Genomic DNA, 26848 nt, shown 5'->3' on the forward strand with positions numbered 1-26848 from the left:
CGAGTTCATACTGAACTGCGCCCCAATTCTTGGACGGGCTAATAAGCGGCCTACGCCGCACATAGGGACTGATTCCGGAATTCCTCCGGGGTCAGTCCCTTCAGTTTAACCTGCCTCCTTCTCGTGTTCCAATGGATGATGTATTCGTCCAGGTCTCTCTTGAAGTCTTCGAAGCAAGGCCATTTTCTTCCGCGAAAGAACTCGTCCTTCATATGGCCGAACACCTGCTCCGTCGCGCCGTTGTCGATGCAGTTGCCCTTCCGGGACATGCTCTGCACCACGCCGGCCTCCTCCAGCCGCTTGCACCACCCGGCCTGCTGGTACTGCCAGCCCATGTCCGAGTGCAGGACCGGCCTGGAGCCCTCGGGCATCTTGGACACGAGCTGGTCGAGCAGCTCGTGCTGCTGGGCCATGTTGGGATGCAGCGACGTGGACCAGGCGACGATCTCCTTGCTGCCGAAATCGTAGACCGGCGCGAAGTAGGCCTTGCCCCAGGGCTGCTTGAACTCGGTGACGTCGGCGCCCATCTTCTCCCACGGCCCGTCGGCGGCGAAGTCCCTGCCGATGACGTTCTCGAAGGTCTTTCCGACCTTGCCCCTGTACGAGTTGTACCTGTGGTAGTCGGTCTCGCGGCGGATCCCGCAGCTGATGCCCATCTCGCGCATCATCTTCAGCGTCGTCTTGTCGGCTATGCGCACGCCCTGCTCGGCGCGCAGGCACATGGCGATCTGCCTGTGGCCGCACCCGTTGGCGGTGCGCGAGAATATCTCGGCGGCGGCCTCCCAGAGCTCGGGCCTGGTGGGAGCCTTCGGGTGCGACAGCGCGTAGTAGTAGCTCGACCTCGCCAGGCCGGCGCACTCGAGCAGGTCGGCGAGGGGGTATTGCCCTGAAAGCCCGCTCACGACCGCGGCCTTCTCGCCGTTCGAGAGCGTTTCTCCGCCTTCAGGGCGATCGATTTTTTTAGGTAGGCGTTCTCCGCCTCGAGCCTCTTGATCCTGCGCTCGAGCTCTTGCTCGCGCGTCGTCTCCCCGGACGGGGAGCCGGACCCCCTCGGCCTCCCCCTGGGCTTTGGCCTGAGCGCCTCCGGGCCCTCCTCCCTGTAGGCCTTCAGCCATTTCTTGAAAGGGCTTGGCGAGGCTATCCCGAACTTCTCCATGGCCTCGGGCTTCGTCATGCCCTCGTCGACGACCGCCCTGACGGCGGCCAGCTTCGTCTCGAACGAATAGGCGGTGTGTTTCTTTCCCATCATGGCCAGAACCTCGATACCAGCAGACCTGTAGGTGCACAGCCATTCTCTCACGGTTTCCTCCGGCATCCCGAGAAGGGCCGCGATCGCCGCGCGGCCGTGCCCCTCGTCGTGCAGCTCTGCCGCTCGCAGTCTCATCCCGACGTCGTACAAAGCGTTTCCAGCCATAAAAAAGCCTCCCATTTCTTGTGTCCAAGAAATGGGAGGCAGTTCATACGAGCTCGGGGCTCTTTTCGTTTGGATTGCAGACGTATTGACAGACGAAAACAGTCTGCGTCCGGTATTGAGCCATACGAAAGCGAAATTATTCGTCTTAATTCCGTACGTAAATCAAGACGAAAACCGTTTGCGTCTTCTATAAATCAATACGCAAACGGTTTTCGTCTTATAATACGGTTATGAATGGTACGAAACGAGGGGGTTGTGCATATGGTTGTTAGAGAGAGCCCTGCAGTCGAATACAAGGAAAGCGTTACGCCGACGTTTCTTAAAACGGTTAGCGCTTATGCAAACTACGGGACGGGCAAGATTGAGTTTGGCGTTGATGACGAGGGCGTGGCTGTCGGCCTTGCAGATCCGGTCGCAGAGTGTCTCCGCATCGAGAACATGATTAATGATAGCTTGGATCCCGCTCCCCGTTACACGCTCGAGCCCGATGAGAAACACGGGATCGTAATCCTTACGGTTTATGAGGGACAGGACAAACCCTATCGAAGCAAGGGAAAGGCCTACAGACGAAACGATTCGGCAACGGTGGAGGTCGACCGGTTTGAGTATGGCAGGCTGACGCTCGAAGGCAGCAACGTAACGTTCGACGCGCTCACGTCGGCTCGCCAGGACTTGGGCTTTCATACGCTCGAGCATAAGTGCGTTGAACATCTCGGCATTTCTGAACTAACGTCGGATATTATGCGCACGCTTCGCTTGCTCGGCAAGGACGGCTATACCAATGCTGCGGCGATTTTGGCGGATAAGAATGATTTTCCGGGCATCGACTGCGTCCGTTTTGGTGATACCGACGATGTGATCTTGGATCGCGAGGCGGCGACAAATGTATCCGCAATTGAGCAGGTGGACAGGGCGGTGGCTATGTTTGCACGCTACTACCGTTATGAGCGTATCGAAGGGATGGAGCGCGTCCAAACCGATCGAATTCCTCTTGAGGCATTCCGCGAAGCTGTTGCAAACGCTTTGGTGCATCGGACGTGGGACGTTCGAGCGAATGTTCAAATTGCCTTGTACGACGATCGTGTTGTTGTGACTTCGCCCGGATCACTGCCCGCCGGTTTGACGACGGAACAATACCTGTATGGGCAGATATCCGTGCTCAGAAACCCAATTGTCGCCGAGGTCTTTTTAAAGCTGGATTACATCGAGAAATTTGGTACGGGAATCGCGCGCATTAGACGTGCCTATCGCGATTCGATCAATCAACCAATTTTTGATGTTCGCGGCGGCATGGTGGCCGTCACATTGCCCGCTACCGATGCCTTTGAAGGGTCCGAGGAAGAGATCCGGGTTCTCAATGCCTTGTCGGGCGGGCGAATTATGTCGCGAAGCGAGATTGAAAAACAGACGGGGCTGAGCCGCATGCGGACGTTGGCGGCACTCGAATCTCTGCTTGAACGGAATGCAATCGTAAGGCAGGGAACCGGGCGGGCCACGAAATACGAGCGCTCATAGTCCAAAAGAGCCCCGTCTCAAAAAGACTGATTGGGAGCTGGGGCGTGTCGATGCGATAGTATTGCATGGTGGTATTCGACAAACCGTGAGCTTCATCCGAGGGCTTTAGCTTTATGGAACAGCACCAGCATTATCAGAGCCTGCAAGATCAGGCATACAACGCATTGCGCTCCAAGATCATCTATGCCGAGCTCAAGCCCGGCACGCGCCTTTCGGCGATTGGTCTGGAAAAGGAGACGGGAATCGGGCGAACGCCCATTCGCGAGTCCTTTGTGCGCCTGCGCGAGCAGGAGCTGGTGGAAACGCGTCCCAAAAGCGGCACCTATGTCTCAAAAATCAGCATGGAGCGCGCCGAGAACGCCTGTTTTTTGCGCGAGAAACTCGAGCGAAGCGTGCTCATTAAATGCTGTTCGGCTGCCACGCCCGAGCAAAAGCATCGGCTCGAGCAGATTCTTACCGAGTCCGAGTCGCTCGACCATCGCGAAACGCGTCGCTTTTTCGATCTGGACAACCTGTTCCACGAGACGTGTTTTGAGATTGCCGGCCGCCACATGTTGTGGGATTGGATGAAGAGCGTCAACACGCATTTTGAGCGATACAACTGGTTGCGTATGATGTCGCAGGATTTGGATTGGGAGCCGATTCGTCGGCAGCATCGCCGGATTCTTGAGGCCATTAAGAAGGGCGATACTGATACGGCGAGCTATTTGGCAGAGACGCACTTGCATCTGATGCCCGAGGAGCAGGGCCCGGTTATCGCCTTGTATCCCGACTATTTTGAGCTGTCCAAAGACTCGTCTATCTAGCCCATCATCGCATCTGCTCGAGACGCAAAACGATGCTGCTCACCTACAGCGTTTTGCAACCGAAATTATTAAAAATGCCTAAAATGGCTCAGACTGCTGACGATTGGGAAACGGGGTGCGCCATGGCGCAGATGAGGATTAAGGACATTGCCGCCGAGGCGGGCGTGAGCCCGGCCACGGTCTCGCGCTATCTCAATAACCGCCCCGGGCAGATGACCGAGGAAACCCGCGCTCGCATCGCGGCGGTTATCGAGCGCACCGGCTATCGCCCGCGTGCCGCCGCACGTAATTTGCGCAGCTCGCGCACCAATCTCATCGGCGTGATCCTGGCCGACATTAGCAACCCGTTCTCCAGCGCCATGCTTGAGGACCTTTCCGCCAGCGCCGGTGCGCGCGGCTGCTCGCTCATGACGGCCATTAGCGGCAACGACCCCGCCAAGGAGGCAGAGTCGCTCACCAGACTTATCGATGCCGGCGTGGACGGCCTAGTCGTCAATACCTGCGGAGGCAACGACAAGGCGATTGCCGAGGCCGCGGGGCGCCTGCCCGTTGTACTGCTCGACCGCGACGTTGCCGACGGTGGCATCGATCTGGTGACCTCCAACAACCGTGAGCTGGTCGCCGGCCTGGTAGACGCCTTGGCTGCTGCGGGCAGCGAGCGTCTGTGCCTGCTTACCGAGGCAAGCGATGACAGCCCCGTGCGTCGTGAGCGCGCTGAGGCGTTTGCCGACGAGCTCTCGCGCCGCGGCCTGGCCGGCGAGGTCGTCACCTTGGCGGACGGTGGTGTCGAGGGTGTCAGTCGCCTGGACGAGACCATCCGCGGCTATGCGGGTAAAAAGCTCGGCCTCATTGCCGTCAACGGCCTGGTCTTCCTGCGCCTGACCGAGGCACTGGCGCAGCTGGGTCCCTCGCTGCCGGCGGGCCTTAAGATCGCAACGTTTGACGATTACCCCTGGAACCACGTGCTCTTTGGCGGTGTGACCACGGCCGCGCAAGACACCCACACCATCGCCGAGCGCGTAATCGAGCGTCTGTCCGAGCGCATCGACGTCGTTACCACTACGGTGGGCGACGCCGCAAAGCTCGCCCCCAAGCGCATCGAGATCCCCGGTCACATCGAACACCGCGCTTCGACCTCGCGCTAGTCTGTGTGATATTATATAGACAATGTCATACAGGAGGTATCCATGGCTGCGTCTGTGCTGAGTGTTCGAGTGGACTCGTCAATTAAAGATTCATTTGCCGAGCTGTGCGAAGAACTCGGCATGACTTCGTCCGTTGCGGTCAATATGTTCATGAGGCAGATGTTGCGCGAGCGCTCGCTGCCGTTTGTGCCTTCACTCGGTAAAAGCTCTGCGAGCGAAAGCGCCGCAGCGGGCATTTTGGATACCGCTCAGATTGAGTCCGCCGTCCGCGAGGCAGCCAGCCCGATTCCCGCCATCAAAACCGTGATCCTATTTGGATCGTATGCCCGTGGCGAGGCGCGTGCAGATAGTGATATCGACTTGCGCCTCGAAGTCGATCGCGAGCAGGGCTTTGGTCTTTTTGCGTTGTCGGCGTTTGGCGAGGCAGTGCGCAAGGAAACCGGAAGGCAGGTGGACCTTGTCTCGAGCGATTATCTTGATGACGATCTTGCCGCGGTAATCGAGCGCGAAGGAGTGATCCTTTATGATCGCGCGTAAGTCAGACGGCCTCCGCGCCCAAGAGGTCTTGGAGGCCATCGCTGAAACGAACGAGCGCATCAAGGCTTTTGATATCACCGAGGACCAGTTTCTGCATGCGAATGACGTGCGGACGAGGGCGTTGGCGGACTCCCTTTTGATGTGCGCGCTTAGGGTGACGGAAGAAGCGGGCAAGTTGTCGGAACGCTCGCAGCGGCTTCATCCCGAAATTGAGTGGCGTGGAATTATCGGCATGAGAAATTACCTCGCGCATGATTACGGCAATGTCGACCGATCGGTTGTTTGGGATGCGGTGACGATGGAGTTTCCGGCGCTGGAACGAGCGTGTAGGCAAATTGTTTCCGAATCCGAGCGATAATCACTTGTCATACCAGCCTGTTCACACACGTTTTTTGAGCGCTTGATACGCTTTAACCCTGCGGAAACATTTTTCTGCGATAGTATCTGCGATATAGACCAGTCGAAACCCGCCCGAAAGAAAGGGGAGCGACATGAACCAGCAGAACATCGATTACGTACTCCGCTCCGTAGAGCAGCGTGATATCCGCTTTGTGCGTCTGTGGTTTGTCGACATTCTCGGCCGCCTCAAGAACTTTGCCATCAGCCCCGAGGACCTCGAGGTCGCATTTGAGGAGGGCATTGGCTTTGACGGCTCGGCCATCGAGGGCTTTGCCACGCCCGAGGAAGCCGACATGCTGGCGTTCCCCGATGCCTCGACCTTCCAGATTTTGCCGTGGCGTCCGAGCCACAACGGCGTCGCCCGTGTTTTCTGCGACGTGTGCACTCCCGATCGCGAGCCCTTCGCCGGCGACCCGCGCGCTGCGCTGCGCCGCATGTTCCATAAGGCCGAGAAGGCCGGCTACCTGCTCAACGTTGGTGCCGAGCTGGAGTACTACTATTTCCCCGACGAGCGCACGCCCGAGCCGCTCGACAACGTGGGCTACTTCGATCTTTCGGTGAGCGACGCCGCGCGCGACCTGCGCCGCAACACGGTCCTTACGCTCGAGAAGATGTCCGTGCCCGTGGAGTACACCTTCCACGCCGCCGGTCGCTCGCAGCACGGCATGAGCCTGCGCCACGCCGAGGCCCTGAGCATGTCCGACGCCATTACCACGGCCAAGCTCATCATTAAACAGCAAGCTTACGAGAGCGGTTGTCACGCCTCCTTTATGCCCAAGCCGCTGGCGGGCGAGGACGGCAGCGCCATGTTTTTGCATCAGTCGCTGTTCGATCACGACGGCAACAACGTCTTTTGGGGCGAGGATGACGAGAAGTACCACCTCTCCGATATCGCCAAGCACTACATGGCCGGTATCTTGGCGCACGCGCGCGAGATCAGCGCCATCACCAACCCCACGGTCAACTCGTACAAGCGCATCACCACGGGCGGCGACTCCGTGCCGCAGTACGCCACGTGGGGCCTGCGCAACCGCGCAAGCATGGTTCGCATCCCGGTCTACAAGCCCGGCAAGCAGCTGTCCACGCGCATTGAGCTTCGTAGTCCCGATCCCATGGCCAACCCGTATCTGGTCAACGCCGTCACGCTGGCTGCTGGTCTCGACGGCATCGAGCGCAAGCTGGAGCTCCCGCCCGAGGCCACGGCCGAGACGCTCAAGCTCAACGACCGCCAGATGCTTGAGGCCGGTTATACGCCGCTGCCGCGCTCGCTTAAAGAGGCACTCGACGTCTTTGAGGACTCGCAGTTTATGAAGGATGCCCTCGGCGAGCACATCCATAGCTTCTTCCTCAAAAAGAAGCGCGACGAGTGGCATAAGTTTGAGTCCACGATCACCGAATGGGAGATCAAGCACTACCTGGCGAACTCCTAATCGCGCTGGCTTGTCCCAGTACGATTGAGCTCATTTCTTTGGAGGCCGATATGTCCGAAAAGAGTGCCCTGTTCATGGCGCGCACGACGCGCTTCCACGAGTTTGCCCGCAGCTTGACGACCACCATGGGTGTCGAGGTGAGTCTGGCCACCCCCGATTCGCCAACTGCGGCGCACGACTTTGACCTGCTGATCCTCGATTCCGATGGCATCCGCAGCGACCGCATCGATCAGATTGCCAAGTGGCTCGACGATCGCGGCGGCGTTCCCATGCTGGTGATCGTCGACGACGAGGCGCTCGGCACCCTGCGCCTGCCGAATCATGCGCATGCCGACTTTGTATGTCCCACGGCGACGCCCAACGAGCTCAAGGCTCGTGCGCAGCGTCTGATGGGCGAGGAGGAGCCCGTCGCCTCCGATGATGTGCTCAACATCGATAACCTTGAGATCAACCTGGCCACCTACCAGGTGACACTCGATGACGAGCCCATTGACCTGACGCTGATGGAGTACTCGCTGCTGAGTTTTTTGGCGACGCATCCCAACCGCGCCTACAGCCGCGAGGTGCTGCTGCACCGCGTGTGGGGCTTTGAGTACTGCGGCGGTACGCGCACCGTCGACGTGCATATCCGACGCATCCGCTCCAAGGTGGGCCCGCAGATCGCGGCGCACATCACCACCGTCCGCGGCGTGGGCTATCTGTTTAAGGACTAGGGATAACCAGAAGACGATACAGGGCACCGGAGTTTTTCGGTACCCTTTTCTCGCTTGTGGCAAGAATCATACCTTTTACCGACTGAAAGTGCGTCAGTAAAAACAATATCAAGCGTATAGCACTATCTGGCGAATAACATTTAGTTACTTGCCATGGATTTGTATAAATGGGATTACGTTGTTGATGCGAGCAAAACGATTTCGGGAATGATAACGCCAACGCAGGCGAAAGTTATCAAAGAGGCGAAAACCTACGCATGCGCGTTTCGGCAATGTTTTCTCCGGGGGGCTCCGGTCAAATGGCAGCGGGCACGCAATGGCAGTTGTGGGCTATGTGGCAATGTATAACACATGCTCAAATGCCAAGAAGTACCTGCTTGTGGTTTGGAATGGATAGACAAACCGGCTGCAGTTTCTTCCATATGACGTATCAATTTACACGGCTCACGACGGAACATATTGCAAGGGGTGATTGTGCTCGTGAACGGCGACAAGTTCATTCGAAGGGCAATACCCCTATTGGTTCTTTTCCTTGCCTTGGTCGCTGCAGTGAGTTTGTCCCTGCTAGGGGCGACTAATGGGGGAGAAAACGACACGGTTGTTGCGATCGAAGTTCGCACTCTATCGGATGTTCATAACGGGCAATTTGAGGCGTTGATGCCAAGTGGTTGCCATAAAAAGATCGATATGCGCCGCAAGTCAAGTTCCGGATATGTTGCAGGGTTGAAGGCAGGTGAAAAATGGATTCTAGTTTTTGTGGAAGATAAGGAACTTGACGGGACTGTTCTATATCCCCATTCAGCCGAGAAAGCCAAATCAAGCAGACCAGGGGAATGAAGAATGATTGATGGAAAACAGTTCTTAGGCCTGATGGCAGGAGCTCCCATTTTGATGCGAGCTGGGATGGCGGAAGCCTTGGAGCTGCCGGACGCTCGGAAGCGATTGGCGCTCGTGGTTGGCGCGGTGGTCAGAGATGAAAATGGCAATGAAAAAACGCGAACAAGAAGCAGAGAGACTATTTTCACGCCAGAGAGCGAAGCCGTGGGTTTTGCTATCGACTGTTATATCGAATAGACATGACGGCATAAAACGAATTGGCCTATAAGCATGTCATTACTTAAGCAAAGCTGAAATCTTGGCATCTAGTGCTCGGGACTGCCCAGCTTGGGGTACAACTCAACGTGAACAATGATGGCCCGCCACATGTTTGGCGGGCCTTTGGTTATTTGACGAAAGGATCGCAGCTATGAGCGAGTACGATTCCCAGCGTCCCCAGGATGCGGGCAACGCCGGCGAGACCCAGCAGCAGCCGCGCGTGCAGGTGGAGTCGACGCCTGCCGACAGCAACATTCCCTACGTGCAGGCCTACGACACGCAGACCGGAAAGCCGCTGGGCAGTCAGCAGGTTGTAAACAAGCACACGGTGGTCAAGACCAAGACCAAAAAGCTGCCGATCTTTATTACAGCGCTTGCCGGCTGCGCCTGCGGCGCCCTGCTGGTCATCGCGCTCATTATGAGTGGCACGCTCAATATTGGTGGTGGCAAGAATGCCGTGACGGCGGGTGCTTCGGGTTCGTCGGCGCAAAAGATTACCATCGACTCTGAGGACACAACGCTGGCCGAGGCGGTCTCTGCCAAGGCGCTGCCCTCTGTGGTCTCCATTACCGCTACTTCGAGTGGCAGCCAGAGCAACGCGCTTTCGCAGTCTGCCGACGAGTCGGACAGCTCGGGCAGCGTCGGTTCGGGCGTTGTGCTCGATACCGAGGGCCACATTCTCACCAACAACCACGTGGTCGATGGCTACGATCAGTACGTGGTGACCATGGATGACGGCACTACGTACGAGGCCGAGTTCGTGGGCAACGATGCCTCGAGCGACCTGGCCGTCATCAAGCTCAAGGACGCCGACGCCTCCAAGCTCACCCCGATCGAGATCGGCGATTCCTCCAAGCTCAACGTGGGCGAGTGGGTCATGGCGATCGGCTCGCCGTTCGGCAACGAGCAGTCTGTCTCCACGGGCATTGTGTCGGCGCTGTATCGCTCAACGGCCATGAGCTCTACCAACGGTAACACCATCTATGCCAACATGATCCAGACCGATGCCGCCATCAACCCGGGCAACTCCGGCGGTGCGCTCGTCAACGACAACGGTGAGCTTGTGGGTATCAACTCGCTTATCGAGAGCTACTCGGGCTCCAGCTCGGGCGTGGGTTTTGCCATTCCGGTTAACTACGCCAAGAACATTGCCGACCAGATCATCGACGGTAAGACGCCGGTGCATCCGTACATGGGCGCTACGCTTTCGAGCGTCAATGCGCTTAACGCCCGCACCAACAAGTTGAGCACCGATAGCGGCGCGTATGTGGCGAGCGTCGTTGAGGATGGTCCTGCCGCCAAGGCCGGCATTCAGGAGGGCGACGTCATCACCAAGCTGGGCGACGATGAGATTTCGAGCGCCGACGGCCTGATCATCGCGCTGCGCAGCCACGAGGTGGGCGAGAAGGTCGAGATCACGCTCATGCGCGGCAAGGAAGAGAAGAAGGTCACCGTCGAGCTGGGCTCCGATGAGAAGCTGCAGAACCAGCAGCAGGACGACAGCGCGACTGACACCGGCAACGGTGGCATTACTGACGAGCAGCTGCGCCAGTATCTGGAGGAGCTGCTTGGACAGCAGGGCCAGGGTCAAGGCCAAGGCTATGGCCAGGGTTTCTAACGAGCCGTATTGCACATATCGAAGCCAGAGGGGCTGTCCCGCCAACGCGGGACAGCCCCTCTTTTCTTATTGATCCGTTGGGGGCGGGGAAACGGATCATTTAGAAATGGCACGGGCATGAGTTGATTGCGCGATCCACCCCAGTCTGGCGGCTGCCGATTCGGTGCGGTTCGAAAGGGTTATTCGACCCCATCGCGACCGGTGGTACTCTTGTATCCGTTTGAAATCGAGCGAAGGAGTGCCGCTATGGAGCAATCGAGCCTGTTTGGTGACGGCGTGGACATCGATACCGAAACGCCCGCGAGCGCGGATGCCACCGCACCGACCGATGCCTGTGCCCAGGCGGCGGCGCGTGCGGCCGAGCTACGTCACGAGCTCGATTACCACGCCTATCGCTACTACATGCTCGATGCGCCCGAGATCACGGATGCCGCCTTTGACAAAATGCTCGTTGAGCTGCAGGAAATCGAGGCCACCTACCCCGACCTGGTGACGCCCGACAGCTATACCCAGCGCGTGGGCGGCTACGTGAGCGAGCAGTTTACGCCGGTCACGCATATGGCACGCATGTATTCCATGGACGATGCCATGGACCTGGATGAGCTCGACGCGTGGCTCCAGCGCGCCGAGGATGCGCTCGGTGCCGGCAGCGTCACCTATACCTGCGAGCTTAAGATCGACGGTCTGGGCGTGGCGCTTACCTATCAAAACGGCACCTTTATGCGCGCCGCCACGCGCGGCGACGGTACCACGGGCGAGGATGTGTCGCTCAATGTCCGTACCATCAAGGATGTGCCCATGCACCTGTCCGAGCCGGCGCTCGCCCACATGGGCGCCGACCGCGAGCGTACCATTGAGGTACGCGGCGAGGTGTACATGCCCAAGGGCAGCTTTGTTCGTCTGAATGAAGAGGCCGATGCCGAGGGTCGCGACCCCTTTGCCAACCCGCGCAACGCCGCCGCCGGCAGCCTGCGCCAAAAGGACCCCAAGGTCACGGCGCGCCGCGACCTGGCTACCTTTATCTACGCTATCGCCGATACCGATCCGCTGCACGTCCACAGCCAGCGCGAGTTCCTGGACTGGCTGCGTAGCGCCGGCTTTAGCGTCAACCCCAACGTTGCCCGTTGCGCCACACCCGCTGAGGTTCACGAGTTCTGCGCCCAGGCGCTCGAGCATCGCGGCGACTTGGACTACGACATCGACGGCGTGGTCGTAAAGGTGGACAGCTTTCAGCAGCAGCTCGACCTGGGCTTTACCGCCCGCGCACCGCGCTGGGCCATTGCCTTTAAGTTCCCGCCCGAGGAAAAGCAGACCGTCCTGCGCGAGATTCGCATCCAGGTGGGTCGCACCGGTGTGCTCACGCCGGTCGCCGAGTTCGACCCGGTGACGGTTGCCGGCTCCACCATCGCGCGCGCCACGCTGCACAACATCGACGAGATCCGCCGCAAAAACGTGCGCGAGGGCGACACTATCATCGTGCACAAGGCGGGCGACGTAATCCCCGAGGTCGTGGGCCCGGTGCTCGACAAGCGCCCGGCCGACAGCGTTGACTGGCAGATGCCCGAGGTCTGCCCCGTGTGCGGCAGCCCCGTGGTCCACGAGGATGGCGAGGTCGCCTACCGCTGCGTGTCCATTGACTGCCCGGCGCAGCTCAAGGAGCGCTTGCTCCACTGGGTGAGCCGCGGCTGCATGGACGTTGATGGCCTGGGCGACGAGATCGTCGACAAGATGATCGCTGCCGGCCTGATCAACGATGTCGCAGACTTCTACCAGCTCACGGTCGATGACATCGCAGGCCTGGATACGGGGCGCGTGTACGCGAGCACCAATAGCAAAAAGGGCGTTAAGAAGGGCGATCCTATTCCGGTAGGCCTCAAGACGGCCGAGAAAATCATCGCCGAGCTCAACAAGTCCAAGAGCCAGCCACTCGGGCGTGTGCTGTTTGCCCTGGGCATCCGCCATGTGGGCAAGAGCGTGGGCGAGGTCATCGCCGAGCGATTCCTGTCGATTGACAAGCTTATCTTGGCGAGCGAAGAGGATATCGCCGAGTGCGAGGGCATCGGTCCCAAGATTGCGGCGAGCGTCAGGCAGTTCCTGGCCGTGCCCGAGAACCTTGCCGTGCTGGAACGTCTGCGCCAAGCGGGCCTTTCGCTCGAGGTCGACTTGGGCGCCGCTCATGCGCAAGCCGCGGCCGAAGCTGGCGTGGCGGGCGAGCTCGCCGACGCACAGCCGCTTGCGGGTCTGACCTTCGTGCTCACCGGCACGCTCGTCAACCGCACGCGCGACGAGGCAGGTGCGGCGCTCAAGGTACTCGGCGCCAAGGTTTCGGGCAGTGTGTCGAAGAAGACGAGCTATCTGATCGCTGGCCCCAAAGCAGGCTCCAAGCTCGCCAAAGCCGAGCAGTTGGGCGTGCCCGTGCTGGACGAGGACGCCCTCGAGCAGATCCTGGCGACTGGTCAGGTGCCGGAGGCTTAAGGCGTCGATAACCAAATTGAAGAACCGCCCGGAAGCACGATGCCTTCCGGGCGGTTCTTACTTTGCTGGGGCAACCGGCACCGTGATCTGCGTCACGTAGGTTGCCGGGTCGTCGCTGATGATGTCATCGATCAGGGCAATCTCGCGTTGCCCCGCTACGCCACCAACTTGTCAAAAGCCCCGCGGCGGTTGAGTACGGTAAATGCAATCACGCAAATGACCGCCGACAGAATGGACCCGCACGGCGAAGCGATGCCCATGGGAAACAACGTATCGGAATAGGCGTTCGACAGCAGCCACGCGCCCGGCACGCGAATGAGCGCCACCGCCAGCACGTTGTGCGCAAAGCCGATGTAGCTCTTGCCGTATGCAGCGAAAAAGCCGCTAAAGCAAATGTGGATGCCGGCAAAAATCGCGTCGAAAATGTAGCTGCGCATATAGCCGGTGCCGGCGGCGACTACTGCAGCGTCCTTGGCAAAAAAGCCGATAAACGCCGGCGCCACCAGCCACATCAGCACCGTGATCAGGCAGCCGTACACTACCGAGATCGTCATGGCGTCCTTGAGCACCTGACGCGCGCGGTCGCCCTTGCCCGCGCCGGCGTTTTGCGCCGTGAGTGCGCTGACGGTGGCGCCCATGGAACTCGGCACAATGAATAAAAAGCTGATCATCTTCTCGACCAGGCCCACGGCGGCGGCGTCGACGAGCCCTCGGTGGTTGGCGATGACGGTGATAAACATAAACGCCACCTGGATGCAGCCGTCCTGTACGGCCACGGGCACGCCGATCTTAAGAATGCTGCCGAGCACCTCGGGCTGGGGACGCAGGTCGCTGCGCTTAACGTGAATGTTCGTGCGGCGGCTCTTGAGCCACACGAGCGCAAGGGCAACGCTTGCCGTCTGGGCGGTTACCGTGCCGAGTGCCGCGCCTACGGGACCGAGTCCCATGTGGCCGATAAACAGAAAATCGAGTGCGATGTTGATGATGCATGCCACGCCGATCACGTACATGGGCGAGCGCGAATCGCCCAGGCCGCGAAAGATGGCCGAGAGGATGTTGTATGCGGCGATAAACGGAATGCCGACAAAGCAGATGCGCAGGTAGGCGGCAGTGCCTTCGACCGCTTCGACTGGCGTGCCAATGAGTGCCACGATCTGCGGGCACAGTGCGAGCAGGACAGCGGCCAGCACCACCGAGACGCCCATAAAGAGCGTGATGGTGTTGCCGATGGCAGCCTCGGCGCGGTCAAAGCGGCGCGAACCCACGGCGTGGCCGACGATGACCGTCGTTCCCATGGCCAGGCCCACAAGCGCCACGGTAATGATATAGAGCGTCTGCGCGCCATTGCCCACGGCGGTGATGCCGGCAGCGCCGCTAAACTGCCCCATCATGTACAGATCGGCCATGCCGTAGAGCATCTGCAAAAAGTACGAGAGCATATAGGGCAGGGCAAAGACCGCGATGGTCTTGAGGACATTGCCGCGTGTGAGGTCGTGTTCCATGGGCGGGGCTTTCTGGCTGGGTTTGTTTACGTACCAGTGTAGTGAAAACCCTACAACGATTGTAGAGTCAAGGTTTGTGCTGGCATCGGGGTGAAAAAGTCACGCTCCGAGCACAATGCTTTGACCTCTTCGTGCCCCTCACCTCGCCTCAAACCATCACAACATTCGACGTTTTTTGCCAAAAACGGGAAAAGCATCGAATGTTGTGATGGTTTTTCTACCACTCGACCGGGTGGAATCGCTTTCTTGTGCACGAAGGTGTGCGGACCCGTGAGCGGGGGAATAAGGTTGGTTATCCGACTCCATTGGAGGGCTCATGGACCTGCCGATCGTCCTGTCCCATAAGACTGCCTGGCTGTACCACAACGTGGCGCGCCCGTCCGAGCCGCTCTCGCGAGCAAGCAGCCTATACGATGAGGACTCGCTTGCTAACGAGGCGGAGCCGACTGCGGACCTGCCCAAATTGGGACTCGATGCCAAGGGGCTGAGGGCTTCAGCGGCAGTTGGGATCGTTGCCGACTATCTGGTTTCGCTTGGTATTCCACGAGAAGAGCTCGATCATATCGATACGCTCGTCAACTTCGATTTTGAGCGCTCGACGCCGGCTGGATTTAGGTGCCACGTGTTTGGAGCGCCGGTACCTCCAGGCCATCTTATCGAGGTGGCAGAGGGCCTTCTGGTGGTTGATGAGGCCATGTGCTTTGTCCAAGCGGGTTCGTGGATGAGCGAGCCCGAGCAGTTGGAATATGGGTATGAAATCTGCGCCCGATACCATTTGAATCATCTGTCGACAGGCGATTATATCGAGATGGGGCAGAGGTATGCCGTTGCCGATTTGATTGCCTATTGCAATGAGAACCGATCTCGTCAGGGGGCTATACGCGCGGTCGCTGTGCTCAAGCGCGTGCACGATGGCGCGCGGTCGCCCATGGAGACGGCCACCGCAATCATGGTCGTAGCAAAACGTTCCCAGGGCGGGCTAGGATACGTCAAGATCGAGCTCAACCATCGGGTCGATGTTCCCAACGAGTTCAAGTATCTCGCTAAGGCCGGGTATTTCGAGATTGACGTATATGCGCCTGCGAGCGGTACGGGAATTGAATACAACGGCTCGGACCATCTTGATAAACAGCGCAGCGCGTCGGATGCGGAGCGCATGACTGTGCTGAGCGCGCTGGGCTTTAAGATGATCGTCCTCACCGGGACTCAGTTTGCCCATCAGCTGCAATTGCACCGGGCGATGAACGCCATCGCGCTTGCGATAGGCCTTAAGTGCGACCGAAGCGAAGCGTTCCAAAAGCGGCAGAACGACCTGCGAGAATTCGTGATTCGGCACTGGGACGGCGGCCTTTAGGGGCGCTTTGGCCCTTCTGCGGGGTGCCGTGGGCAGGCAAACCATCACAACATTCGACGTTTTTTGCCAAAAACGGGAAAAGCATCGAATGTTGTGATGGTCTGTGTGTTGAGGATGGGCTTGGGAAGTTCGTTTTGCTCGAAGCGACCTGTCCTGTCGTACGGGTGTCGGCGTGATTCTCCCGTGGGGTATTATGTTTTCCGAAGAATAAAACGCCGCGTGAGGAGAGGGCTGCGTGGACGGGCGCGTGCAACATGACGGTTTTGGCCGCGATATCAACTACCTGCGTATTGCCGTTACCGACAAGTGCAATTTCCGCTGCATTTACTGCATGCCGGCCGATGGCGTGGCGCCCCGCGCGCACGACGAGCTGCTCAGCGCCGAGGAAATCGCCCACTTTGTGCGCCTGGTGGCGGGGGAGGGCATTCGCCGCGTGCGCCTGACGGGTGGCGAGCCGCTGGTCAGCCGCCGTATCATTCCGCTCATTCGCGACATCCGCGCGATTCCGCAGATCGAGGACATCTCGCTTACCACCAATGGCGCCCTGCTGCCCAAGCTGGCACCGCAGCTCAAAGATGCCGGCCTTAACCGCGTCAACATCTCGCTCGACACACTCGACCCTACGCTGTTTGGAAAGATCACGCGCCTGGGTCGGCTCGAGCAGACCATGGCTGGCATCGACGCGGCGCTGGCTTGGGGCTTTGAGCCCGTTAAGGTCAACTGCGTTGTGGTGCGCCGGCTCAACCAAGATGTGGCGGCCCTCGCGCGGCTCACGCTCGACCGTCCCATCCACCTGCGCTTTATCGAATACATGCCCATCGGCGACGAGCGCACGAGTTCGCATTGTGCCGTGGATCCGCATGCGCCCGCGCTCAATCCCGAGTTGTGGGACGCGAGCGATACCGTGCCGAGTGACGAGCTGCGGGCGCGCATCAATGCCGGGGCCGCCGCGGCGGGACTGGGCGAGCTCGAGCCACTCGACATCACCGACGCTCCTGCCGGCGCGGGCCCTGCGCGCTACTGGCACTTTCCGGGTGCGGCGGGAACGGTCGGCTTCATCAGCGCCATGTCCAACCATTTTTGCGCGAATTGCAACCGTCTGCGCCTGACGGCCGATGGCAACGTGCGTCCGTGCCTGTTCAGCGATGCCGAGTATTCGGTGCGTGAGGCGCTTCGCCGTGGTGATGATATGCAGGTACTTTCGATTTGGCGCGATGCCGTGGCCCACAAACCGCAGGAACACGCGATAATTGAGGGCACGCAACGATTTATGTCCCAAATCGGAGGATGATCATATGGCCAAGAGCAGGTACGCCGATGCCACCAAGGCCGCTCGCAGGGCCGCGATGTCTGCCCACAAAGTCACGGCTGCGACGAATGCTGGCAGCGCCGACGCGTCCGTGCAGCCGACTGCCAGTGCTGCCACCGAGCTCGTCCGTGACGCCCGTCGCGACGAGCTGACGCACGTGGACGCCAAGGGCGAGGTGCGCATGGTCGACGTGTCCGACAAGGCCGAGACCCATCGCATCGCCATCGCCGAGGGCACCATCCTCATGCACCCCGAGACGCAGGCCATGGTGCTGCAGGACCGCGCCAAAAAGGGCGACGTGCTTGCCTGCGCACGTGTGGCGGGCATTATGGCCATCAAACGCACGAGCGACATCATCCCCATGTGCCATCCGTTGCTCATTACCAAGAGCAAGTGCGACATTGCGCCCATCGCTCCGGCGGGGACGCCGGCCGAGGACGTGCCCGAGGGCTGGGCGCCGGCGCGCGCAGACGGGCAAGTTGGCTTTCACGTACTGGTTACGGCTGGCGTGACGGGCAAGACGGGTATCGAGATGGAGGCTCTGACCGGCGCGAGTGCCGCGTGCTTAACGATCTATGACATGTGCAAGGCCGTCGATCGTGGCATGGAGATCGTCGACGTTCGCCTGCTGCACAAGGAAGGCGGCCGCTCGGGTGTGTGGGACCGCGCCGAGCGCCAGGCCGCTGCTGTTGAGGCTGTGGGGGCCGCGGGCGACGCACCCGCGAGCGCACCCGTCGCCGTCGCACCCGCAGCTCCCACTCCAGCCGTCCCTGCGATCGCGTTTATCGGCTACCAAAACTCGGGCAAGACCACGCTCGTCGAGAAGGTTATCGCCGAGCTCACCCGCCGCGGCCTGCGCGTGGGCTCGCTCAAGCATCATGGGCATCACGGCTTTGATATCGATGTGCCCGCTAAGGACACCTGGCGCCATCACCAGGCCGGATCCAAGCACGTGGGCCTCATCTGCGCCACGCGCTGGGCGGAGTACGCCGACACGCGCGAGGAGGACGAGATGCCCGCGCGCGAGCTGCTGTCGCGCTACAACGATGTCGACGTGGTGATCATCGAGGGCTACAAGACCGAGGGCTTCGACAACATCGTGGTCGCGCGATCGGGTGTCGACCGTCTGCGTGGCAAGAGCTCGCTCGACCTGGTCGACGGTCACACGCTGGCCCTTGCCTGCAACGAAGCCCTGGCGCGTCAGGCCTTCGACGCCGGCTTCGCGACCCGAGCCATCAACATCAACGACGCCCGAGCCATCTGCGATCTTATCCAAGATCACCTTTAAGGGCCGGCTCGCTGCGCTGCCATAACCTGCCAAAAAGGGACAGGTTTGTTTTGGCAGGTTTTATCTGGGCAAACGTCATTTCCACCACAAAGGGGCCAGGCACCTTTGTGGTGGATTTTGCTTTAGTAGATGTGTGGGACATGCCTTACAATCTACCAAGTAGTTCATGACGGGCGAAAAACGGAGAAAAGGGGCTCGATGCGTCCTTAATGTTTCATGTGGATAGATTGATTTGACAGACGGTGGCGAATGCCCGCCGTCCGCATTCGTACGAAACAAGGAGTCTCCATGCTCGCCTCTCTTTTCTCAAAGTCTCAATCATCGCTGTCCGTGCAGGCCAAGCGCCTGGTGGCAATGCGCTTTCTCATCTACACCGGCTTTCAGACCAGCTACTTTATCGGCGTCATCGGAACGCTCACCTATGCGGATGACGCTTCGGTCGTCGCGACATCGCTGGCCGTCCTGTTCATGAACGTTTTCGTGATCCTGGGATCCTTTGCGGGCGGCGCGGCGCTCGACGCCTGGGGCCCGCGCCGTCATTTCTTGCTGAGCATCATCGGCGCTCTCGCAACTGGCACGGCAATCATCGCCTTTGGTAGCGCGACCGGCGTCGTCCTGCTCGGCGCGGTGTTTCTGGGCTTTGTGATGGGATTCGCCCAGCCCATCGCCACGTCCTATCCGGCCTACCTCACCGACGATCCTGTCGAGCTCAAAGACATCAACTCCGCCATCGCCATGTTTTCAAACGTGAGTATCATCGTTGGCCCCACGCTGGGCGGCTTTGTCGCGGCGGCTGCGTCGTCGCGCGCGGTGTTCGTGCTCATGATGCTCTTTACCGTGCTGGCGCTCGTCGCCGGTTGGGGCTTTAGGCCGCAGACCAGCCATGTCGCCGGGGATGCGGATGCCGATTCGGCAGAGGAAGGGGAGCGTGCGGGACAAAGCTCCAACCCCAGCACGTCCTCCCGCGTCACCTTCGCAGCCAGCGTCAAGACGGTCTTCACCAACAGCGTCCTCGCGCTACTTTTCTGCATCATTTTTCTTTCGAACTTTGGCTACGGAGCCTTCGATCCGCTGGAGTCGTTCTTCTACCGCGATGTCCTGCATGTCGGTGTTGAGTGGATGGGCTGGCTCTCGTCGGCCAGCGGTGTGGGCGCGGTGCTGGGCGCCGTCCTCGCGCTCCGTTTGCCGCCGCACCTGGTCAACCTTAAAACGCTGCTCGCGGCGCTTATGTCCGTGGGCCTGGGAAGTTTGCTCTATGTGGGGACGCCGTACGTGGGCGTAGCCCTTGTCGGCCAGATTGCCCTAGGCGTGGCCTGGGGCGTCGTCAACCCGCTCCACAACACGATCGTGCAAACGACGGCCCCGCTCGAGCAGCTCGGTCGCGTCAACTCGGTCATGGGCTTTGGCAACATGTTTGCCGGCGTAGCCCCGCTGGCGATTGCCCCCTGGCTGGCGGCGACGTTTGGCGTGCAGCAGACGCTCGTTGGTGCGGGCATGGTCGTGACGACGGTTCCCGCGGCGCTGCTGCTGTTTGGACGCAATCACTTGGATCGTGCCGCAAAGCAGTAAAAACCATCACAACATTCGATGAAAATCGCGATTTTGCCGAAAAACGTCGAATGTTGTGATGGTTTGCGCTCCGGGCTAGGCCATCCTGCATCCTGCCACCACAAAGGGGGCAGGCACCTTTGTGGTGGTTTTGCTTTGACAGGCAGCATCCGCGCCTTGGTATACCATGTACGCCGTTTGCGAATACACCCCACATCGCCGCACAACCCAGAAAGGCTCCCATGGACACCACCTTTAGCCACATCAAAGCCGTGTTCTGCGATATCGACGGCACGCTGCTCACGAGCCAGCACACGGTGTCCCCGCGCACCGTGGCGGCGATCCGCGCCCTGCGCGAGCGTGGCGTGCTCTTTGGCCTGTGCACCGGGCGTGACGCCCACGCGACCGAGGCCATGTACGAGCTCTGGGGCATCGAAGGCCTGGTAGACGTGCTGGTGGGCTGTGGCGGTGCCGAGGTCATTGACCGCGCGCACGACATCAACGAGCTGAGCTATCCGCTGCCGGGCGAGACCATCGCGCGCATCTGCAAGCACATGGCGGACCTTCCGGCAACGCCCGTCTGCCCCCGAGACGGCGTGTTCTACGTGCCCGAGAGCAACGCATGCGTCGAGCACCTGTCGCGCGTCGACGGCGTGCCCTACCAGGTGGTCGATTTTGCCGAGTTTTTGCGTGAGCCGCAGCCCAAGGTGATGTTTACCATGGCGCCCGAGGTAATGCCGCGGGTGATTGAGCGGGCGTCGACGTTTGCCGATAACACTGTTAAGGCGGCGGCTCTGCAAACCACGCAGCGGCTCTACGAGTTCATGGATCCCCGCGTGTCCAAGACGCGCGGCCTTGTGCGCGTGGCGGAGCTCAACGACATGGAGCTCCAGAACATCTGCGTGTTTGGCGATGCCGATAACGACACCTGCATGGTGGCTGACGCCGGCGTGGGTGTGGCCATGGCAAACGGCAGCGACGCCACCCGTGCCGCCGCCGACTTTGTAACCGCGGGCAACGACGAAGACGGCATCGCGATCTTCATCCAGGAGCACCTGCTGTAGCGCTGGGGGAGAACCACCGCAAAAGGGGCAGGCTCTTTTGCGGTGGACTCAGGCGATTTGGGCGAATTGATACCTAAAGTCTGTGTGATAATTCAAATATTGTTGTCTTAACATCATGCTTCTAACCACCGATGGGTTAAAGATATTCTCATCAGTTTGGTAGGATATTCATCCCGGTTAATGACCTACCGCTCACGGTCGATTTTCGACCGTTCACAGGATGTTTGCTCTTGAGCAAATTGTTGTGCAAATAAATCTAATGCCATTAAAAAATAATAGGCAACTAAATTACCAGCAGAAACAAAAAATAGATAGCGAATAAACGAAGGCAAATCCGAGCAATTGTCAAGAGAATTGAGAACTTGCACAAAAATGTCGGTTTTGCTGCTCAGATGTTTAAACAATCATTATAATTGCATCATTAGCGAGCGCAATTACAGATTGCGCAGATACGTTTGATGGTGAAAGAGCAAGATCGCGGTCTCTTGGGGAGGAGACATCGATGAAAGCGAATTCGGACAAATCTAAGCAGAGTAATAAAGCGACGCGCCGTGTACTGGCAGGCGTTTTGTGCGGAGCCTCCGTGTTGAGCCTGGTGCTGTCGCTCGTCATGCCCCCGATCTCGCAGGCCATTGCCAACGATGCCCAGACGGTTTCTACCGAGAAAACTGTGATGGGGGGGGGTTCCTCAAGTGAGTCTACTGGTATAGACAACAGTACTAACGGGGATGCCGGCACAGACGCCGAAAACCAGAACAGCGACGATGCTGCGAGCGACGACGACGCTCGGCCGGAGGAGCAGTCCAAGGACGAGTCGCAGGCGGAAGATAATGATGCGATGGATGTTAACGCTGTCGCGTCAGCCGAGGAGGCTGCAGAGAGCGAAGAGACAACCACAGCTATTACTAACATTACTAACGCCGATGATTTGTCAGCTAAGCTTCAAGGCGTTGGGGAAAACCAAACTGCCCGCTTCGAGCTCACAGCTGATATTGACTATGCTGGTGAAATCAAACTTGAGAAGAGCGGCAGCAATATAACGCTGAACTTAAACGGTCATAAGATCAAGTGCTTGAACACCGACAAGCCGTTATTTGATGTTGCTAACGGCGCAACACTTACAATTAAGGACGAAATCAAGGACTCCGCGCCGGTGACTGAGACGGTCAACGATGTCCAACAGCTGACTGATCAGGGGCAGAAGCTGGATCCCAATAATTATGGCAAGAAAGTCGAGCTAAATTACGTTGGTGGCATTCCGTCTAATCTTACCTACTACGTGACCAAATCGACTCCGAGTGGTACAGGGACAATCGAGACGCTTGTCAGACATAACGTCGATATTAAGGGCGCCATCGTGGCGTGCGACGGCAACGCAAATCTAAAGCTCATCAATCTGTATAACAACAACGGCAAGGGTGGCACGTTTAACCTTGTGAGCGGCGTGATCACGCAAAAACAAGGCAGCAGCGTTAGCAGCTTGGTCTATGCCGAGAACGGCTCTACCGTCAACATGCGCGGCGGCTATGTGTGTGGAGCTTCTGGCTCGGGTGCGGGCGGCGGAATTGAAATACACGGTAATTCGACCCTCGAGGTTTCCGGTGGCGTAATTGCCGGCAACAGTGCTCCTAGTGGCGGTGGTGTGTATGCTAAAGACTCCACGGTCAACATAACTAATGGCGTAATCTCCGGCAACAGCACGCTTGCTACTGGTGTTGGTTTCGGCGGCGGCATCATGGCCGAAGGCGGCAGCGTTACTGTTTCTGGTGGCTACATTACTAACAATAAATATGCCAATTACTGTGGTAACGATGGTAATGGCGATCATGGCGGTGCTGGACTTGCCGCTAAAAACGGTACTCATGTCACCATTTCGGGCGGCCAGATCACGGGCAACTATTCTGAGGAAGCCGGCGGCGGCGTCTATGTGACCGACATCGAACACCAAGGGGCGAGCTCGCGCAAGACAATGGCATGGCTCAACATTACGGGGGGAACTATTGCCTCTAACGTGAGTTTTCGCTCTGAGGGTGCCGGCATTCGCGTGGGCCAGATGGTTGACGCGATGATAAAAGGAGCGTCAAATTCAAATCCAGTCTATATCACTAATAACCACTGCATGTCTCGCTTTGACTGGGGTGGAGGCGGCATCTTCGTCCAGGGCGATTCTAAGGTCGCGTCTAATGCTGGTAGGCTATTTGTCTATAACTCCTATATAAGCAGCAATGAGGCCGGTGGCTACGGTGGCGGCGTTGCGGTTTGCCCGACGGGTAAGACTTTGGTGACAGGCACCGACGGCACGGCGATTTTCGGTAATACTTCTGCCGGAAATGAGCAAAACGCGAACGATTACGAATCCGTGAGTAATACAGGCAATAACGGCACCCCCCATCTTTCCGGCGGTGGTCACGGTAAGGACCAGGACTCCGACGCCTACAATGCCGAAGTGTTTCGCAAAAACGGCCACGCGGACTTCTTCCTTGCGGCGGAGGGTCATACGACTCCGATCGCGGCGGTGATTGGCAAAATGCTTGGCGGCGGCGATGCTAAGTATCGGGGAAGCTTAGAGCTTCAGAAAGCCATTACTATCCCCGCTAACGGTGGCGTGCAGGTATATAACAGCATCGGCCTGAGTTCGGATGTTAAGGCTCAAGACCCCGAGGCGATCAATGCGCGAAAGGCTGCGCTAGAGGCGGGCGCGACGTTTATCACGGGCAATTATTCCTGGAACCATGGCGGCGGCATCATGTCGAACGGCGACCTGTACATGGGCGCGCCTGAGGACACGTATGTCTATCCGAGCCTCAAGCTCAAGGCGACCAAGAAGCTGGAAGGCCGCAAGCTCAATGATGGGGAGTTCTCCTTTACGGTGTATCGCAAGGATTCAGACGACCCTTTGGCTGGCACGACAGCTGGCACGACATTCAATCGCGACGTTTGCACCGAGGTTGGAACAGCAGCAAATGATGCAGAAGGCAGCATTACGTTTGACCTTGGTGAACAATTCGCATCGAGTGGCGCGGGTAACGAAATCACATACTACTTGGTCGAAGATCCCGGTGGTGATTCTGGCATCACGTACGACTCCAGCGTGTATAAGATTGTGGTGACGGCCGAAGATACCAAGACCTTGCTCATGTCTGTTCCGAGTAAAGAAAACTCAAGCCAACTGAAGGATCTTTACATCCATAACTACACGATTAAAAACGTCGGTGTAACCAAGTACGAATTCCGCGAGTCGTCTGGGAAGTGGGAGAACGTAAAAGCGAGGAGCAAGGTGCAGAAGAGTGGAGACTATTATCCAATTATCTGTGAGGGTGACTCCACGACTTTCACTAACAAGTTCACTCCGTACGACTCGAAGGGCTCCTGGATGCCTATGGCGACTAAGGTCGTTGAGGGTGGCGAGATGAAGGAGTTCACGCTCCAGCTTGCGACCGACACAGATTTTACGGATATCGTTAGCAGCAAGTCCACCACTGCCGACGGCGACAAGTCCCAGACCCTGAGCTTCGACAAGATTGATTACAAACTCGATCAACTCGACCAGCTCGCGTCTGGCCCCACTGGCCGTGGTGCTTCCAAGACCTTCACGTACTACGTGCGCGAGAAAGACGACGGTTCGCTGTTCTCGCACTATACGTACGACAAGTCGGTCTATCAGATTACGGTTAACGCGACTGACGACTCTAACCACCATATCGACGTCACTGCGACCTACAAGCAGATTCAGGATCGTGATGGCAATGAAGTGACCACTGACACGCCCCACGACCTCACCGGCAAGTCCACTCCCACCTTCACCAACACCTACTCCACCTCTTTGCCCCTTTCTGGTATGTCGGGCGTCACTCTGACGTACCTTGCCGGCGCGGCGATGCTTTGCGTCGCTGCGGCCTGGATGCACGTTCGTCGCAAGGCGAGCGCGAGGGGAGGTGAGCGTCGTGAATAAGAAAGTTTGCTCCTTCCCGATCTTGTTTGCGCTGCTTGCCCTCCTGATCGGCATCTGCGCGGTTGTGTTCCCCGCATCCGCGCAGGCCGCGCCGACCTCGACCGGTTCCATCACGGTGAGCGGCGCCGTGGCGAGCAACTACGACGCCTACCAGATCTTTAGCGCCAACGTCGTCGACGGCGACGGCGACGCCAAGACCTTTACCGACCTCGCTTGGGCAAGCGACGCCGCGCGCGACGCTGTCCTGCCTGTGCTGCACAGCGCCGGCATGCCCGATTCCCAGACCACCGCGCAGGAAGCTGCCGAGTGGCTCAACACCGATTCCCACCTTACGAGCGCGCTGAGCGCACAGCTCGCTCGTTCCCTCCAGAGCTCTGGCGCCGTGCCCGTGGCCCTTAACGCGGGCACGGCGGCCGAGCTGCCCTGCGGCTACTGGCTCATCGTCGCCAGAGACGACGCCATCGCCCAGGGCGAGGCCGGCACCGCGCCGATCATGGCGCTGGTGGGCGGCAACGCCGTCACCGTCAAGCCCAAGGCCGCGACGCCCAAGGTCGCCAAGCACGTGCTGGAGGACAACACCGCCGCATGGCAGAAGGCCGCCGACGCCACGGTCGCCGACGACCTGTACTGGCGCCTCTCTGCCACGGTCCCGGCCGGGCTCACCGCCTACGACACCTATACGGTGCAGTTCGTCGACACCATGAGCGCGGGGCTCGACCTCTCCAAGGTCGCCGCGAGCATACACGTGTACGTGGCGGCGGGAGCGGACGGCGGCTTCGACGCCGTTGCCACCGGCAAGGACGGACGCGCCGGCACTAAGGCCGCGAAGGGCTGGACCGACATCACGGCCCAGTGCGCCACCAAGGTGGCCGCGGACGGGACCTTCATCGTGCACACCGGCGACCTGGTCGCCGCGCTCGGCGGGGCCGACGCCTTCGCCACGGGCGCCCGCGTGGTCGCTGTGTACAACGCGCCGCTCAACAGCGCATGCAACCACGGCATCGCGAAGGGCAACCCCAACGAGGCCTACCTGCGCTACCCGCGCTCTCCCTTTGCCGACCAGTCCGGCGACGCCGGCTTCACCAGCACGCCGAGCGACGATGCATGCGCCTACGCCTGGGATCTCGCGCTCACCAAGCGCGGCAGCGACGGCGACAAGCCGCTGCCCGGGGCGGTCCTGAGCATCACCGACGACCGCGGTCGCGCGCTGGCGGCCGACGGCACGTGGGATGCGGAGGGCAAGGCCACCGTCACCACGGGCGAGGACGGCCGTGTGACCGTCTCGGGCGTGGACTCGGGCAAGCTGGAGGTCCGCGAGCTCAAGGCGCCCAAGGGCTACACCGCCTTTGAGGGCACGCGCTCCGTGACGGTCAAGGCTGAGGGCCTGGACGTCGACCAGGTGGCGGCCGCCAAGCCTAAGGTGACCGTATCGGCCGAAAGCCCTCTGCGAGTTGATGCCGCCGATGCCGGGAAGGGTTTAGTCGAGTTGTCGGTGCTTAACACCCCAAGTAACGAAGTGAGTCGAGGCTTTATGCCCTCGACGGGAGATAGAACGTTGGTGTTGGTAACGGCTTTGGCCGTCATCGGAGTAGTGGCTATTGTCGTCGCGCTCGTCATCAAGCGGGGAGGAGGTCGCCATGATAAATAATTGTCCCCCCCCCTGCTCAATGGCGTACTGCCTCCG

At 59.3% G+C, this 26848-nt stretch carries 21 protein-coding genes; 18 read left to right on the forward strand and 3 right to left on the reverse strand.

The genetic code is table 11. The annotated features are described in order from the left end of the window. Positions 1-50 precede the first annotated feature (50 nt). On the reverse strand, positions 51-956 hold the full coding sequence (locus DXC67_RS07750; protein WP_233503206.1) for an IS3 family transposase: 906 nt from the start codon (positions 954-956) through the stop codon (positions 51-53). Further along, positions 899-1414, reverse strand: a complete 516-nt coding sequence (locus DXC67_RS07755; protein WP_117583281.1) for a helix-turn-helix domain-containing protein — start codon at positions 1412-1414, stop codon at positions 899-901. The genes DXC67_RS07750 and DXC67_RS07755 overlap by 58 nt, the downstream gene beginning before the upstream one ends. Before the next feature lie 261 nt (positions 1415-1675). Between DXC67_RS07755 and DXC67_RS07760 the strand changes: the two genes are divergently transcribed. The 11 genes from DXC67_RS07760 (at position 1676) to ligA (ending at position 13147) form a co-directional block, all read left to right on the forward strand. Then, on the forward strand, positions 1676-2929 hold the full coding sequence (locus DXC67_RS07760; RefSeq protein ID WP_158551317.1) for an ATP-binding protein: 1254 nt from the start codon (positions 1676-1678) through the stop codon (positions 2927-2929). A gap of 113 nt (positions 2930-3042) precedes the next feature. Then, positions 3043-3735, forward strand: coding sequence for a GntR family transcriptional regulator (locus DXC67_RS07765; RefSeq protein WP_117637975.1), 693 nt, complete (start codon positions 3043-3045; stop codon positions 3733-3735). Positions 3736-3857: 122 nt separating this feature from the next. Then, positions 3858-4880: a LacI family DNA-binding transcriptional regulator gene (locus DXC67_RS07770; RefSeq protein ID WP_199410690.1), complete on the forward strand. Its 1023-nt coding sequence runs from the start codon at positions 3858-3860 to the stop codon at positions 4878-4880. 42 nt (positions 4881-4922) lie between these two features. Beyond that, positions 4923-5417: a type II toxin-antitoxin system RelB/DinJ family antitoxin gene (locus DXC67_RS07775; RefSeq protein ID WP_117583364.1), complete on the forward strand. Its 495-nt coding sequence runs from the start codon at positions 4923-4925 to the stop codon at positions 5415-5417. After that, on the forward strand, positions 5404-5775 hold the full coding sequence (locus DXC67_RS07780) for a DUF86 domain-containing protein (protein ID WP_117628961.1): 372 nt from the start codon (positions 5404-5406) through the stop codon (positions 5773-5775). The genes DXC67_RS07775 and DXC67_RS07780 overlap by 14 nt, the downstream gene beginning before the upstream one ends. Before the next feature lie 133 nt (positions 5776-5908). Continuing rightward, a complete protein-coding gene (locus DXC67_RS07785; RefSeq protein ID WP_117637977.1) occupies positions 5909-7246 on the forward strand; it encodes a glutamine synthetase family protein in 1338 nt (445 codons plus the stop codon). A 50-nt stretch (positions 7247-7296) separates the two neighbouring features. Further along, positions 7297-7959, forward strand: a complete 663-nt coding sequence (locus DXC67_RS07790) for a response regulator transcription factor (RefSeq protein WP_117637978.1) — start codon at positions 7297-7299, stop codon at positions 7957-7959. A 480-nt stretch (positions 7960-8439) separates the two neighbouring features. Continuing rightward, positions 8440-8796 carry a hypothetical protein gene (locus DXC67_RS07795; RefSeq protein WP_124785904.1) on the forward strand — a complete coding sequence of 119 codons (357 nt, stop codon included), beginning with the start codon at positions 8440-8442 and terminating at the stop codon, positions 8794-8796. Positions 8797-8799: 3 nt separating this feature from the next. Next, the gene (locus DXC67_RS07800; protein ID WP_117637980.1) at positions 8800-9033 is read left to right on the forward strand and encodes a hypothetical protein; all 234 of its coding nucleotides are present in this window, start codon (positions 8800-8802) and stop codon (positions 9031-9033) included. A gap of 172 nt (positions 9034-9205) precedes the next feature. After that, positions 9206-10672: a S1C family serine protease gene (locus DXC67_RS07805; RefSeq protein ID WP_117637981.1), complete on the forward strand. Its 1467-nt coding sequence runs from the start codon at positions 9206-9208 to the stop codon at positions 10670-10672. 246 nt (positions 10673-10918) lie between these two features. Then, on the forward strand, positions 10919-13147 hold the full coding sequence (gene ligA, locus DXC67_RS07810; RefSeq protein ID WP_117637982.1) for an NAD-dependent DNA ligase LigA: 2229 nt from the start codon (positions 10919-10921) through the stop codon (positions 13145-13147). Between the two features lie 155 nt (positions 13148-13302). Here the strand turns inward: ligA and DXC67_RS07815 are convergent, their stop codons facing one another. Continuing rightward, positions 13303-14649, reverse strand: coding sequence for an MATE family efflux transporter (locus DXC67_RS07815; RefSeq protein WP_117583356.1), 1347 nt, complete (start codon positions 14647-14649; stop codon positions 13303-13305). A 316-nt stretch (positions 14650-14965) separates the two neighbouring features. On the opposite strand from DXC67_RS07815, the gene DXC67_RS07820 reads away from it, so the two are divergent. The 7 genes from DXC67_RS07820 to DXC67_RS07850 all read left to right on the forward strand — a co-directional run bounded on the left by DXC67_RS07820 (position 14966) and on the right by DXC67_RS07850 (position 26812). Further along, positions 14966-16003 (forward strand): hypothetical protein, encoded by a 1038-nt coding sequence (locus DXC67_RS07820; protein WP_117637983.1) that lies wholly within the window; start codon positions 14966-14968, stop codon positions 16001-16003. Between the two features lie 235 nt (positions 16004-16238). After that, positions 16239-17294: a GTP 3',8-cyclase MoaA gene (gene moaA, locus DXC67_RS07825; RefSeq protein WP_233503205.1), complete on the forward strand. Its 1056-nt coding sequence runs from the start codon at positions 16239-16241 to the stop codon at positions 17292-17294. Between the two features lie 4 nt (positions 17295-17298). Next, positions 17299-18600 (forward strand): molybdopterin-guanine dinucleotide biosynthesis protein B, encoded by a 1302-nt coding sequence (mobB, locus tag DXC67_RS10755; protein ID WP_117637984.1) that lies wholly within the window; start codon positions 17299-17301, stop codon positions 18598-18600. Positions 18601-18888: 288 nt separating this feature from the next. Beyond that, a complete protein-coding gene (locus DXC67_RS07835) occupies positions 18889-20169 on the forward strand; it encodes an MFS transporter (RefSeq protein ID WP_158551319.1) in 1281 nt (426 codons plus the stop codon). A 221-nt stretch (positions 20170-20390) separates the two neighbouring features. Then, positions 20391-21212 (forward strand): HAD family hydrolase, encoded by an 822-nt coding sequence (locus DXC67_RS07840; RefSeq protein ID WP_117637986.1) that lies wholly within the window; start codon positions 20391-20393, stop codon positions 21210-21212. Positions 21213-21714: 502 nt separating this feature from the next. Then, entirely contained in the window at positions 21715-25164 is a 3450-nt protein-coding gene (locus DXC67_RS07845; RefSeq protein WP_117637987.1) for a Spy0128 family protein, read from the forward strand. Then, positions 25157-26812 (forward strand): SpaA isopeptide-forming pilin-related protein, encoded by a 1656-nt coding sequence (locus DXC67_RS07850; protein ID WP_117637988.1) that lies wholly within the window; start codon positions 25157-25159, stop codon positions 26810-26812. The genes DXC67_RS07845 and DXC67_RS07850 overlap by 8 nt, the downstream gene beginning before the upstream one ends. Positions 26813-26848: the final 36 nt, after the last annotated feature.

This window comes from Collinsella sp. TF07-1 (assembly GCF_003437235.1).
Lineage (GTDB): Bacteria > Actinomycetota > Coriobacteriia > Coriobacteriales > Coriobacteriaceae > Collinsella.